The following is a 12,859-nucleotide window of genomic DNA, read 5'->3' as shown; positions in this document are numbered from 1 at the left end:
ACCAACATATGCTGACAATTCAAGCTAGCGTAAAGCTATGTAAAGTTTATTGAGCTAAAGCAATCAGAGGTGATTTATTAATGCATTGGCAACAAAATTTGAGATCCATGGTTGTGCTTCAGGTTTGGGATGGAGGCCATCTGACATCATCCACTCGGGTCTGATGATCACACCTTCGAGAAAAAATGGCAGCAATGGCACATTGAGCTGCTCGGAAACTTGAGGGTAGACAGCAGAAAACGCTTCTGTGTAGCGTTTGCCATAATTAGGCAGAATATGAATTTGCATTAATAATGGAGTAGCATCTGAGCTGCGTACCAGATTAATCATTTCACTGAGATTATTTTGTACAATGTTAGTTGGAAAACCACGTAATCCATCGTTGGCACCGAGCTCAATTAGCACGTATTCTGGTTGATGTTGTTCAAGCAAGCTAGGTAATCGAGCGAGTCCGTTTCCAGTCGTATCGCCAGAAATACTGGCGTTGACAACCGATAATTTTTGACCGTTTTGGTCAAGATCTTGCGTAAGAAGAGATGGCCACGCTTGATCAATCGGCATTTGGTATCCAGCACTTAAGCTGTCGCCTAAAATTAACAAGGTTTTGCTGTAAGCAGGATTAACAAACAAAAATAGAAGAACAAGGGAAAGTAGTCTCAACATGCAAACATCCGTAATCAAAGCGCAATCATTGTCCAAAGTAGTCTCTACCAATCGAGAGCAATTAACAATCCTTGATGATGTAAATCTCGACATTAAAGAGGGTGAAAGTGTCGCTATTGTCGGTACGTCAGGGGCAGGGAAGTCGACCTTGATGACGCTCCTTGCAGGGTTAGATACCCCAACAGCAGGTGAAGTCACACTGTTAAGTCAGCCTCTGCACCGTTTAACGGACGAAGAACGGGCTGCGATACGTAGTGAATCAGTAGGGTTTGTTTTCCAAAGCTTTCTTCTAATACCAAGCTTGTCTGCGTTAGACAACGTCACATTGCCTTGCCTACTTAAAGGTGAGCCAGAGGACAAACAACGCGCAATTAGTTTGTTACAGTCGGTCGGTTTGCAAAGTCGCGTTCATCATTCGCCTTCTCAGTTATCAGGGGGAGAGCAGCAGCGAGTGGCACTGGCGAGAGCGTTTATGATTCAGCCGAAAATACTGTTTGCCGATGAACCGACGGGAAATCTCGACCAACAAACGGCGTCAACTGTAATTGAATTGCTCTTTTCGCTTAACAAAGAACATGGTACTACGCTGGTGCTCGTGACCCACGACTCTAAACTGGCACAACGCTGTGATCGTATTATTAAGATGAAAGCTGGTCGTTTGGAGGGGGAATGATGTCAACCGTCGCGTCACGCTCACTCAATAAACGTCTATTCGTATGGAGCCTTAGTGAAATACGACAAGGGCAACTTTGGCCTGTCACCATTGCGCTGATATTAATCATTGCCAGCATATTCGCGCTGACAGCGTTGGCTGAACGCATGGAGCAGGTGGTCGTTAAACAAGGCAAACAAGCGTTAACGGCTGACACGGTATTTATTTCATCAAATCCGATCGATCCCGCTTTCGAAACGCTAGCAGAAGAAAATCAGCTCACTACGTCAAGCCAAACCCGATTTGGCACAATGGCGTTTAGTGACAGGGGCATGAAGCTGATTACGGTAAAAGGCGTCGATAGTCTATATCCCTTGCAAGGCGAAATGGTGCTTTCGGACGACCAACAGAGCTATTCAAGAGTAAAACCGGGCGAATTGTGGTTAGACGAGAGATTGTTTTCTCAACTTGAAGTCTCAATTGGTGACGCCGTCACGCTAGGCGATGGCGATTTTGTTGTGACAGGGCGAATCATTGAGGAGCCAGGTTTAAGCTTTAACCCTTTTCAACAAATGCCTTCCGCATTTATCCACAGTGGTGATATTGAACGTACCGGAGCGGTTCAGGTTGGTAGCCGCGTACGATACAGTAAATACATTAATGGTGAACAGGCGAATATCGAACGCCTAAAGCAGGCGGTAGAATTAACCCCTAGCGACCGATGGCGAGATCAGAACAGTGCCAGCCGTACGAATGAGGTATTCCAGCGAACCCAGCAATACCTTTCTCTTACGGTCGCGATCGTGGTTATCATGGCGGCGACCACTCTGGTATTAACCTGTCAGCACTATGTCACAACAAGGCGAAAAACCATTGCGATGCTAAAAAGCCTCGGAGCAAGCAAGAAGTGGTTAGTGCGTTGGTTGTTGGTTCAAGTGACTATTTTGTTAGTCGCTGCGGGTATATTCGGTGTTGCTCTTGGGGTTGTCCTTGAGCATCTACTGAGGATCCCTCTGGTGGATCTATTACCAAGTCCGTTGCCGAGTTATGGACTCAAACCGATAGTAATTTCTGTGGCAACCAGCTTACTTATTGCTGTACCTGCGTTAGGTATTCCGCTTATTGGCTTAACCAATGTTAGTGCTGTTAATGTCATGCAACCTAAAGCTGAGTTAAATACAACAAAAGCGCGCTATTGGCTGGTGCTCGTTCCCATCATTCCTATGCTGTTCACTTATTACGATAACCTGCTGGTTTGGATCGTGCTCGGTGGGATAGTAGCGCTATTTTTTGTCCTGGCTTTAGTCAGTGTATTGGCGACCAAAGCGTTAAGCAGCGCACCGTTGGGTGCGGCATTTAAGCTGGCGCTGAGTCGAATCAACCGTTCACTGCTTGCTACTGGCATACAATTTGGGGCGTTAGCTTTATCATTGATGCTACTTTCAACCATGTGGTTAGTTCGAACCGATTTATTGACCGATTGGCAGAGAACCTTACCCAAAGACGCGCCGAATGCGTTCGCGCTTAACATCGCACCCTACGAAAAAGATGCCTACCTGAAAGTGCTTGATGACAATCATATTGAACGCTCAGAAGATTATCCGATCATTCGCGGCCGTTTGGTCAATATCAATGGTGTCGATGCCAAAGAAAGGGCTCAGGGTGAAGAGGCGAGTGATGCACTTCGACGAGAAATAAACTTTACCTTTGCTTCTGGCATTCCTTCATATAATGAGGTCGTTGAAGGGAAATGGAAACAAAGCGGTGGGGTATCGGTTGAAGCAGACGTAGCAAGCGACTTAGGGCTCGATATTGGTGATGAGCTGGAGTTTGTCATTAACAGCGTAAACGTTAAAGCCAAGGTGAATTCGATCCGGCAAGTGGAGTGGCGCGATATGAAGCCAAACTTCTATTTTATATTCACACCTGATGTATTGAAAAATATCCCAGCGACTTACTTGGTCAGCTTTAAAATAGAACAGAGTGACGATAGCTTGCTTAATCAGTTGTCTCGCCAGCACCCAACAGTCAGCTTGATGGATATCCGGGTTATGGGCGCCAAAATTCAGGAGCTGTTAGCACAGATCGTCTGGTCAATTACTTTGTTGGCGGCAATTGGTGTCTTATCTGGCCTACTGTTGATTTTTACTCTATTAAGGCTAAGCCTAGGTCAAAGGCAGGATGAAATTCAGCTCTATCGGACGCTTGGTGCAAGTAAGAAACGTGTAGAGCAAACCATTTGGGCGGAATACGGATTGATGGCTTTGGTGGCTGGCGTCATCGCGATCATCGGCTCTGAAATGGTCGTTGGAGCGATAATGCTGTTTGGATTTGATCTCTCACCACAGTTCCATTGGTGGCTATGGATATTGCTTCCTATGGGTACTTTTTTTACACTTGCTTTAGTTGTGAACAGTTTGATAAATCGCTTGTTAACCCCTGTAAACAAAGCGTTTAGCTGATTTTTTATGGGTCATGTTGTCCAGTTATCCACAAAAACAGTGGATAAAGTTTGGGATAACTTGACCTGTAGATAACTTAAGCTTTCCCGCAGCCCCGAGTAGGCGTAGCCCGGCAAAGATTTGTTATTCACAAAGATGATTATTCCCAACATCACTATTTTTTAGTCAAGCAGTTTTTTTCATTTTTTTTCGAAAAAACGTCATAATTTCTCCATGAAAAATTTGTGATTTTAATAATGGGGTATTACCAGTAAAATGCACACAGAATGAATGAATTAGCCGCATAGATGCAATCGAAGAACCACACACACAGCACATCAAAAGTCGCAATTATCGGCGGTGGAATTGCAGGGGCAACCGCCGCAGTACACATGGCCGAATTGGGACTCGATGTTCATTTAATCGAGAAAGGGCCTGGACTGGTCAGCGGGCCACCAATCTGTCATTTGCATGCTGGTGGAAATTTATACAGAGAAATTTCTACAGAGCAATGTATCGAATTACTCAAGCAGTCGATTGATACTGCACGCCTTTATCCACAGACGATTAACCGTCGACCGACAGTGATCGCCGTGCCTTATAGCGATGGTGGTAGCCCTGAAGAGTTATATGAAAGGCTGATTACGATCCAAGCTTGTTATGCTGAACTGGTCGAAAACGATCCGAGTAATAAAGTGCTGGGTGAACCTAAAGATTATTATAAATTTTACAGCCGTGAAGATTTAGAAGCGCTGAAAGAGTCCGAACAACCTCAACTTCCGTCCAAGCTAGATGATTGGATGATTCCGTTTGCTAAGTACACCGATTTAGACGCGCTTAAGTTTCCGGTTGTTGCGGTTGAGGAGCATGGTTGGAGTGTATTCCGCATCGCCGCTTCAGCAACATTGGTATTGGATAGCATTGCTAATTGTACCGTACTGACCAATACCCAAGTGGTTGGCGTTGAAGAACATCCAGACGGTTGGTTTATTGAGTGTGTGGGTCAAGATAATCACGCGCAAATATATCAGTTTGATTATTTGGTTAACGCCTGTGGTTATGAGACTGGTTCAATTGATGACTTGGCAAACAAGCCCCGTGAACGTTTAGTCGAGTTCAAAGCAGCGTACGTTACCAAATGGCAAGAGTGTCGTGAGCTTTGGCCAGAAGTCATCTTCCATGGGCCTAGGGGAACACCCAATGGCATGGCCCAGTTAACACCCTACCCAGATGGGGTATTTCAATTACACGGGATGACCAAGGACATTACTTTGTTCGAAGACGGATTAGTCGCGTCTAACGAATCTTCCTCACAACCACATTTGCCGATTCGTTTAAAAAGTAAGATCCAACACGGTTGGAGCGAAGATGTCATTGTCCAGCGCAGCCGCAAGGCCATTAGCCATATGGCGCGTTTTATTCCTCATTATCAACAAGCAATGGAATATGGCACGCCATTGTTCGGGGCCCAGCAAATCCCTGGTAGAGACGATACTCTACGCGCCGCCGATGTTACCTTTGAGGGCGCGCACTATGCGAGAGTGGAAGTTGTAAAGGGGTCATCAGCGTTAGAAGCAGCAATGAAGCTGGTTCGAGAATGGCAACTCTTTGACTACCAAGACGCGAACATTGAGTCGCTTCATCCGGTGAGCATGAGTTTAAATGCCAAAAATGTTGAGGAAAAGGCTTGCGAACTTGCGTTGGAAAGAAACTATCCACAGCAGTTAGCAAAATATTACGGTACGATTTGAGTATTGAGGGCGATGATGTCGCCCTAATAACCAAAAAATCGTGCCCACTGTCCCCAGGCGTCTTGCAGGCCAAGCAGGTCTCCACGAACAAACCGCACTTTCTGGCCAGGTTTCGCTTGTGCTAAGCGAGGAAGGTCAATTCTCGCAACACAGCCAATTTTTGGGTAGCCGCCGATGGTTTGCCTGTCGTTGAGCAGCACAATCGGTTCACCGCGCGGCGTTACTTGTATCGATCCTAGTGCAATTCCTTCACTTAAATATTCTTTTTGTGGTGCTTGGACGCGTGAGCCCGAGAGTCTATACCCCATTCGATTGACCAATTGACTGACTTCAAACTCCTGTGAATACAGCGAAGCGACAGCATCCCGTGAAAAATCTTCGACTTGATAGCCTTCAATAACCCTCAGTTCTATCGGCAGATCGTAATCCGGTTTATACCTGAAAGTCATCTGCAACGGTTTGTGAGAAACCGGGTGTTGCTCAAAAGACAAGGTGTCCCCAGTTTGCAGTGACAGTCCTTTACCTAATCCGCCCAATTGATCTCTTTCGACGGTGGCGACACTCCCCAATTGTTGCGGTATTAGAAAACCGCCCTTAATCGCGAGATAAGCTCTAAGCCCATTACTTGGTAGGCCAAAGGTGAGTGTTTGACCAATATCTGCGTGAAATGTTGACCAGTTGTCTAACGGCTTGCCATCAAGCTTTGCGTTCAAGTCGCCACCAGCTATCGCTAACTGACATGGGTAGTGGATTAAAAACTCAGCTTGGCCGAGCGTAATTTCTAAGGTAGGGCAATTAACGGTATTACCTAGTAGATGGTTTGCCCAACTATACGCGTAATCATCAACGGGGCCGCCCTGAGCGATACCGAAATGAGCGAGACCAAAACGACCAAAGTCTTGAATCAAGGTTTGTTGGCCTGGTTTTATCACCTCTATATGCTGTGGTACTTTCATTGCCATCCCTCACTTATCACGCCGCCTAACTCAATAAATCTGTCGCGATCAATCGCTAAAAAGCGCACTTTTGTTCCAATACTAAATGGTAAAAGCTTGGCTTCGGTGGGATGGTAGAGTTCGACTGGACAATTGCCAATGATGTTCCAACCTCCTGGAGTTTCGCTTGGGTAGACGGCGGTTTGGTTATTCGCGATTGCAACACTGCCTTTGGGGACTGAGACTCTTGGTGTCGTTTTACGTGGACGGCGAATGGATTGGTCCACATCGGTAAGAAAGGCAAAACCTGCAGAAAAGCCTATTGCGCCGACGGTGTACTCGGTCTGAGTGTGCGTCGCCACTACTTGCTCGTAAGAGAGACCAGAATCGAGATATTGCTGTAAATCCGGCCCCACAGAAAGATCATAATAAACTGGCAATTCAATCACTTCTGGAACATGTGCTTCTGGCATGTTGACCAAAGCTTGAGTGACGAGTTTTTCTAGGTAAGGGACAAATTCAAAAATCGAGATGCGATGTGGAAGATAATCGACAAGAATCGAGTCAAAAGACGGCGTGACATTCATTACCCAAGAACCCAATTGATTACTCAGATAATGACTGATTTCACCAATAACCCATGAAAGGTGATCGTTGGGCTGGCAATGGAATCGAATTAATATCGAACACTCGGCGACTGGGTCTATGGAGGTCTCTATATTCATTGGGAGCGAGTCTCCTTATCAAGCAGCTCTCTGATTTGTTTTATGAGCATTATGCCTTCTGGATTGTCACCATGAACGCAGATTGTGTCTGCTTCAAGCGATATTGAAAATCCATCAATAGTACGCACTTTTCCATAACGCGAGATCTGAAGTACCTGATTTAAAATATCTACTTGTTGGGTGAGTACTGCGTTGGCTTGATCGCGTGATGCTAAAAATCCGTTCCCTTGGTAACTTCTGTCTGCAAACGCTTCAAACAGCAATGGTACATCATACCGATCTGCAACATCTAAGTAGGGTTGAGTGTCTGGCACTGCGAGAGTCATCAGGGGTAAGCCGAAACTTGCGACCGCATCTACCACAGCCTCAAAAATAGATAACTCTTTCAACATATCATTGTAGAGCGCACCATGTGGCTTCACATAACTCAGGTCCTTATTGTGGCTATCACAAAGGCCTTTAATCGCCCCAACTTGGTAGATAAGCATGTTGGTAATTTCGTCAGGGCTGAGCGACATACTCCTACGTCCAAACCCCTGAAGATCTGGATAGCTAGGATGTGCTCCAACTTTAACGTCGTGCTTGATCGCAAGCTTGATCGTTTCATTCATGACTTGAGGATCTGATGCGTGGAATCCACACGCGATATTTGCCATATGAACGTAAGGCATAACTAGGGCATCATTGCCCATTTTCCAAGCGCCAAAGCTTTCTCCCATATCACAATTAAGACTGATCGAACGTTTTTCCATGGATGAATAGACTCCCTAAATATCTCATTTAGTAAGATATTTTATAATCTTAGACCAAACAGCGAGCAAACTCATGGTTTAGTGAATGTTGGAAAAGAAGTCTGCCGATTGTGATCTCTACGACTACTAGTTAAGTGCTTATCAAAATCAAAAGCCACCTAATGATTCATAGATGGCTTTTGATGGCAACTAAGTTAAGAGCGCGTTGATTTCGTTACGCTTCTTGAACTATTTGATCATTCTATCTCTTTGTCTTTTCCTAGTGACAGTATCCATACTGAAATCGCAGCGACCACCGCAAAGCCGGATAAGATGATAAATGGCATGGCTCCATAGCCGAGGACGTGCCAGATAACAGATTCTAAAGTACTCATGTCTGACCTCCTATTGCCAGCCTTCTACACCATGCATGTTTGGTAACTTATGGGCGATACCTTTGTGGCAATCTACACAGGTCTTTTCACCAGACGCGAGCGCTGTTGAGTGCTGAGCAGATGCACGACTACCTTGCTGTGAGTAGTCCATATAATCAAACTGGTGGCAGTTACGACATTCCAGCGAGTCGTTGTTCTTCATCCTCGCCCATTCACGTTCTGCAAGGTGAGCACGACGCTCCTGGAATTTTTCTGGCGTATCGATCGTTTTTGTTACAAAGTGGGCAAATAACTCTTTTGATGCCTGAACTTTTCGAACAATTTTGTCTGTCCACTCATGAGGAACATGACAATCAGAACAAATCGCACGTACGCCTGAACGGTTCGAGTAGTGTATTGTCTCTTGAATTTCAGCGACAATGGGGGCGTGACAACCGGAGCAGAACTCTTCAGTATTGGTCGCTTCCATACCTGTGTTGAAAGCGCCCCAAAATAGAAGACCGCCAGCGAACCCAAGGAACAATACAACACCAGCGGCGGCTTTACTCGGGCTTTTCAGTCTCGTCCAAAACACTTTAAGTATTTTCATAAATAACCTCTTAGTAGTGCCGTGCCACTATTGAAGTGAATCAACAGACTCGAACTCGTTTTTTACCAATGGCTTTGCGTCTGTCTGTGGAACGTGACATTGCAAACAGAAGTAACGACGAGGAGAAACGTCAGCTAAAACGGCATCTTCGCGGTTTACATAGTGAGTAACACTAATCTTAGTTGCGCCAGATTCTTTGGAGTTCTTCCAGCTGTGGCAAGCCAAACACTTATTTGCGTTTAAAGAGACTTCATAGTTACGAATGCTATGAGGTATCAAAGGTGGTTGATAGACATAGCTACTTGCAACAATCTGGTCTTTAGGAAAATCTTTGAACTCGTCCGCTGGGCGTGTTGCTTCGAGTTCACTATTGCCACGTAGAGATTCCAATCCGCCAATACCACCGGGATTCTCCAGTTCAGCGACTGCCGCGCCACTCAAAAGCGCACCCACAGATAACAGTGCAATTAAAAATTTTTTCATTCTTCATTCTCCGCCTAATGGCTAAATTCTTGATTCTGACTGCCCAAAGCAGGGCAGTCAGAGCACTCATAATTAAGCGATCTTAGTGATCTTAACCGGACACTTTTTAAAGTCTGTTTGTTTCGACAATGGATCGGTTGCGTCTAAGATCAGCTTGTTAATTAGAATGCGTGCGTCAAAGAACGGTACAAAAACCAAACCTTCAGGCGGTCGGTTGCGACCACGAGTTTCTACACGAACTCGAACTTCACCGCGCTTATTCTGAATCAGAACTTCTTCTCCGCGGCGTACTCCACGTGCTTGTGCGTCAGCAGGATGCATGTAAACCACGGCATCAGGCACCGCTTTATAAAGCTCCGGTACACGACGAGTCATGGTACCTGTGTGCCAGTGTTCAAGGACACGACCAGTACATAGCCACATATCGTACTCAGAATCGGGTGACTCTGGTGGCGCTTCATAAGGCGCAGAAATAATCAGTGCTTTACCATCTGGTTTACCATAGAAGTCCCAACCACTACCTGCTTTAGCGTATGGATCAGTGCCTTCTTTGTAGCGCCATAGAGTTTCTTTGCCGTCGACAACTGGCCAACGCAAACCGCGAACTTCGTGGTAACGGTCGTAAGGAGCTAAATCATGACCATGACCACGGCCGAATGCGGCGTACTCTTCGAACAGACCTTTTTGCACGTAGTAGCCGAAGTGATGGGCGTCATCGTTAAGTTCGCGCGCTTCTTCAATTGGGAACTTGTTGATTACACCGTTGGCGAACAACATGTCATACATGGTTTTTCCGCGGTACTGGGGCGCTTTTGCGAGTTGTTCTTCAGTCCATACTTCTTCCATCTTGAAGCGTTTACTGAATTCCATCACTTGCCATAAATCTGACTTCGCTTCACCAACGGTTTCTACTTGTTGATACCAAGCCTGAGTACGGCGTTCTGCGTTGCCGTACGCACCTTCTTTTTCTATCCACATTGCGGTAGGTAGAATAAGATCCGCTGCTTGAGCTGTCGCGGTTGGGTATGGGTCAGAGCAGACGATAAAGTTGTCAGGGTTACGGTAGCCAGGTAAGCGTTCGCCGTTGATGTTTGGACCCGCTTGCATGTTGTTGTTACACATGACCCAGTAAGCATTGAGCTTGCCATCTTTTAGCATACGGTCTTGTAAAACGGCATGGTAACCCGGTTTTGGTGGGATAACCCCGTCAGGAATGTTCCAAATACCTTCCGCAACTTTACGGTGTTTAGGATTTGCCACAACCATGTCTGCAGGTAAGCGGTGCGCGAAAGTGCCGACTTCACGCGCTGTACCACACGCCGACGGTTGGCCTGTCAACGAGAACGGGCTGTTGCCCGGAGTGGCAATTTTACCGGTTAGCAAGTGGATATTGTAGATTAAGCTGTTCATCCAAACGCCACGAGTATGTTGGTTCATACCCATAGTCCAAAGAGACATTACTTTGGTGTTTGGATCCGCATATTGTTTAGCCAGTGCGATCAGCTTATCTTGCGATACGCCTGACATTTCGGACGCTTTTTCAACGGTGTATGGCGCAACTGATTTTTTGTATTCTTCAAATGAGATCGAAGACATGTCGCCAGAGTTCGGGTTGGTTGCCGCTTTTTGCAGTGGGTCATCGTCACGCAATCCGTAACCAATGTCAGTCACAGCTTGTTTAAAGTTGGTGTGTTTGTTGACAAAGTCCCAGTTAACCGCGTCGTTTTCGATGATGTAGTTAGCAATAAAGTTTGCGATCGCAAGGTCAGTTTGAGGTTCAAAAATGTAACCTTCGTCAGCCAGTTCAAAAGAGCGATGGTAGTATGTAGAGAGAACATTTACCTTAACGTGAGGGTGGCTCAAACGGCGATCAGTGATACGAGTCCAAAGTACTGGGTGCATCTCCGCCATGTTCGAGCCCCAAAGTACGAATGAGTCTGCGTTTTCGAAATCATCGTAACAACCCATAGGCTCATCGATACCAAAAGTACGCATGAAACCCACTACCGCTGACGCCATACAGTGTCGTGCATTCGGGTCAATGTTATTCGATCGGAAACCCGCTTTCATCATCTTAGCGGCCGCGTAACCTTCCATTACCGTCCACTGACCGGAACCGAACATGCCAACACCCGAAGGCCCTTGTTTTTTAAGCGCGGCTTTCCATTTATCCGCCATCGTGTCAAATGCAACATCCCAAGAAACCGGTGTGAAGTCACCGTCTTTATCGAACTTTCCATCCTTCATTCGTAGCAACGGTTGAGTCAAACGGTCTTGGCCATACATGATTTTAGAAAGGAAGTAGCCTTTGATACAGTTCAGACCTTTGTTTACAGGCGCTTCTGGGTCACCTTGAGTCGCAACGACTTTGCCGTTTTGCGTTCCCACAAGGACCGAACAACCTGTACCACAGAAACGACAAGGCGCTTTGTCCCATGTAATCTTAGTTTGATCTGAGCTCGCGATCAGATTGGTTGCAGACGCAGGCAGGGTGATGCCCGCAACTGCTGCCGCTGATGCTGCTGCGTTTGCCTTAACAAACGCTCGTCTTGTCATCTTCATACTTCACCCTCGGTTTGGGAATATTGAGTTCCAGTGTTGTTATTTTTTGAATCGTTTTCGTCAAGCCCAGTTTCTATTTGGTGATACACCAGAGCTGTACTCAACACGTTTGGCAGGTTGTTGATAGTCTCGATTGTATCCGTGATAAACCCTTGATTCTCAGTCTCTAACACCACGACGATTTTGCCCTCTGGGCTTTCGCCATAGATTTCGGCGTTATCAAACTGTTCAATCTGCGTTTTCACTTCATCCAAGTGGTGAGGGGTACAATGTACGACCAAACTTGAAATGTGCACTTCATTGAGCGACATAAACTGTTTCCGTATTAAACTAAATTGCTCACATTGATTGATGAAGAAGGACACACGGCAACACAAGCTCCGCAACCTGTACATTCATCAACGTCTATATTCGGTTGTGCGACTTTGCCGATCTCTAGTTTGAATTTAATTGCGTTGGTGTCACACATTTCTCCACAGCTTCGGCATTCGACATTTTGCTTCGCTAAACAGCTATCTTGAATTGACGCCTTCGCATCCCACGGCAATTCATTCTTTTCTTTAAACAACGGTTCGGGACAGACATCTGCACATTGATAGCAGAATGTGCATTCACCTTGTGTAAAATCAACTTGAGGAAAACCGCCATCGCCTTTAATTACAATCTGGGTTTCACATGCTTCGCTGCATTTACCACACCGTGTACATAAGTCGGTGAAATTGGCATTACTTACAAGCCACGGCAGTCGGGCAGATGAATCATTCATCCTTTGTTTTGCAAAAAGACGTCTTTTCGAGAGATCTACCACTTCCTGTTCCCAAGATTGTTAGCCATTGCTTCTACGATTAATTTTCTGTTCATAACTTGTCATTAGTCCTCACATAAATTGTAGTTTTTGACATAGTTGTATAAATACCTACAAGGGGGTAATT

General features: G+C 45.8%; 13 protein-coding genes. 3 read left to right on the top strand and 10 right to left on the bottom strand.

From position 1 onward, the window contains the following. Nucleotides 1-63 precede the first annotated feature (63 nt). Nucleotides 64-663, bottom strand: a complete 600-nt coding sequence (gene tesA / locus TW81_RS06265) for a multifunctional acyl-CoA thioesterase I/protease I/lysophospholipase L1 (protein WP_045954850.1) — start codon at nt 661-663, stop codon at nt 64-66. On the opposite strand from tesA, the gene TW81_RS06260 reads away from it, so the two are divergent. The 3 genes from TW81_RS06260 to TW81_RS06250 all read left to right on the top strand — a co-directional run bounded on the left by TW81_RS06260 (nt 662) and on the right by TW81_RS06250 (nt 5,507). After that, nucleotides 662-1,336, top strand: coding sequence for an ABC transporter ATP-binding protein (locus TW81_RS06260; RefSeq protein WP_045954849.1), 675 nt, complete (start codon nt 662-664; stop codon nt 1,334-1,336). The two genes, tesA and TW81_RS06260, sit on opposite strands and share 2 nt — an antisense overlap. Next, nucleotides 1,336-3,777: an ABC transporter permease gene (locus tag TW81_RS06255; protein ID WP_045954949.1), complete on the top strand. Its 2,442-nt coding sequence runs from the start codon at nt 1,336-1,338 to the stop codon at nt 3,775-3,777. Before TW81_RS06260 ends, TW81_RS06255 begins: the two co-directional genes overlap by 1 nt. A gap of 287 nt (nt 3,778-4,064) precedes the next feature. Next, on the top strand, nt 4,065-5,507 hold the full coding sequence (locus tag TW81_RS06250) for an FAD-dependent oxidoreductase (RefSeq protein ID WP_045954848.1): 1,443 nt from the start codon (nt 4,065-4,067) through the stop codon (nt 5,505-5,507). 23 nt (nt 5,508-5,530) lie between these two features. On the opposite strand, the gene TW81_RS06245 is transcribed toward TW81_RS06250, so the two are convergent. The 9 genes from TW81_RS06245 to napF all read right to left on the bottom strand — a co-directional run bounded on the left by TW81_RS06245 (nt 5,531) and on the right by napF (nt 12,735). Then, nucleotides 5,531-6,463: a 5-oxoprolinase subunit C family protein gene (locus TW81_RS06245; RefSeq protein ID WP_045954847.1), complete on the bottom strand. Its 933-nt coding sequence runs from the start codon at nt 6,461-6,463 to the stop codon at nt 5,531-5,533. Further along, complete coding sequence (locus tag TW81_RS06240) at nt 6,460-7,167, bottom strand: 5-oxoprolinase subunit B family protein (protein WP_045954846.1); 708 nt, start codon at nt 7,165-7,167, stop codon at nt 6,460-6,462. Before TW81_RS06240 ends, TW81_RS06245 begins: the two co-directional genes overlap by 4 nt. Beyond that, on the bottom strand, nt 7,164-7,919 hold the full coding sequence (locus TW81_RS06235; protein WP_045954845.1) for a 5-oxoprolinase subunit PxpA: 756 nt from the start codon (nt 7,917-7,919) through the stop codon (nt 7,164-7,166). Before TW81_RS06235 ends, TW81_RS06240 begins: the two co-directional genes overlap by 4 nt. A 236-nt stretch (nt 7,920-8,155) precedes the next feature. Further along, nucleotides 8,156-8,293, bottom strand: a complete 138-nt coding sequence (locus TW81_RS18925; RefSeq protein WP_071209960.1) for a TIGR02808 family protein — start codon at nt 8,291-8,293, stop codon at nt 8,156-8,158. Between the two features lie 10 nt (nt 8,294-8,303). Continuing rightward, nucleotides 8,304-8,882 carry a NapC/NirT family cytochrome c gene (locus tag TW81_RS06230; RefSeq protein ID WP_045954844.1) on the bottom strand — a complete coding sequence of 193 codons (579 nt, stop codon included), beginning with the start codon at nt 8,880-8,882 and terminating at the stop codon, nt 8,304-8,306. 27 nt (nt 8,883-8,909) lie between these two features. Continuing rightward, nucleotides 8,910-9,365, bottom strand: a complete 456-nt coding sequence (locus TW81_RS06225) for a nitrate reductase cytochrome c-type subunit (protein ID WP_045954843.1) — start codon at nt 9,363-9,365, stop codon at nt 8,910-8,912. Nucleotides 9,366-9,437: 72 nt separating this feature from the next. Further along, nucleotides 9,438-11,927, bottom strand: coding sequence for a periplasmic nitrate reductase subunit alpha (gene napA / locus TW81_RS06220; protein WP_045954842.1), 2,490 nt, complete (start codon nt 11,925-11,927; stop codon nt 9,438-9,440). Further along, entirely contained in the window at nt 11,924-12,238 is a 315-nt protein-coding gene (locus tag TW81_RS06215) for a chaperone NapD (RefSeq protein ID WP_045954841.1), read from the bottom strand. Before TW81_RS06215 ends, napA begins: the two co-directional genes overlap by 4 nt. 14 nt (nt 12,239-12,252) lie before the next feature. Further along, on the bottom strand, nt 12,253-12,735 hold the full coding sequence (gene napF / locus TW81_RS06210; protein WP_045954840.1) for a ferredoxin-type protein NapF: 483 nt from the start codon (nt 12,733-12,735) through the stop codon (nt 12,253-12,255). Nucleotides 12,736-12,859 lie beyond the last annotated feature (124 nt).

The sequence above is a fragment of the Vibrio galatheae genome (assembly GCF_000967545.1).
GTDB classification, from domain to species: domain Bacteria; phylum Pseudomonadota; class Gammaproteobacteria; order Enterobacterales; family Vibrionaceae; genus Vibrio; species Vibrio galatheae.
This window is presented reverse-complemented; position numbering and strand designations above follow the sequence as displayed.

Excerpts from the sequence above, each read along its gene's own strand:
- TW81_RS06260 (WP_045954849.1), top strand. The coding sequence starts at position 662 with ATGCAAACATCCGTAATCAAAGCGCAATCATTGTCCAAAGTAGTCTCT.
- tesA (WP_045954850.1), bottom strand. The coding sequence starts at position 663 with ATGTTGAGACTACTTTCCCTTGTTCTTCTATTTTTGTTTGTTAATCCT.
- TW81_RS06255 (WP_045954949.1), top strand. The coding sequence starts at position 1,336 with ATGTCAACCGTCGCGTCACGCTCACTCAATAAACGTCTATTCGTATGG.
- TW81_RS06250 (WP_045954848.1), top strand. The coding sequence starts at position 4,065 with ATGCAATCGAAGAACCACACACACAGCACATCAAAAGTCGCAATTATC.
- TW81_RS06245 (WP_045954847.1), bottom strand. The coding sequence starts at position 6,463 with ATGAAAGTACCACAGCATATAGAGGTGATAAAACCAGGCCAACAAACC.
- TW81_RS06240 (WP_045954846.1), bottom strand. The coding sequence starts at position 7,167 with ATGAATATAGAGACCTCCATAGACCCAGTCGCCGAGTGTTCGATATTA.
- TW81_RS06235 (WP_045954845.1), bottom strand. The coding sequence starts at position 7,919 with ATGGAAAAACGTTCGATCAGTCTTAATTGTGATATGGGAGAAAGCTTT.
- TW81_RS18925 (WP_071209960.1), bottom strand. The coding sequence starts at position 8,293 with ATGAGTACTTTAGAATCTGTTATCTGGCACGTCCTCGGCTATGGAGCC.
- TW81_RS06230 (WP_045954844.1), bottom strand. The coding sequence starts at position 8,882 with ATGAAAATACTTAAAGTGTTTTGGACGAGACTGAAAAGCCCGAGTAAA.
- TW81_RS06225 (WP_045954843.1), bottom strand. The coding sequence starts at position 9,365 with ATGAAAAAATTTTTAATTGCACTGTTATCTGTGGGTGCGCTTTTGAGT.
- napA (WP_045954842.1), bottom strand. The coding sequence starts at position 11,927 with ATGAAGATGACAAGACGAGCGTTTGTTAAGGCAAACGCAGCAGCATCA.
- TW81_RS06215 (WP_045954841.1), bottom strand. The coding sequence starts at position 12,238 with ATGTCGCTCAATGAAGTGCACATTTCAAGTTTGGTCGTACATTGTACC.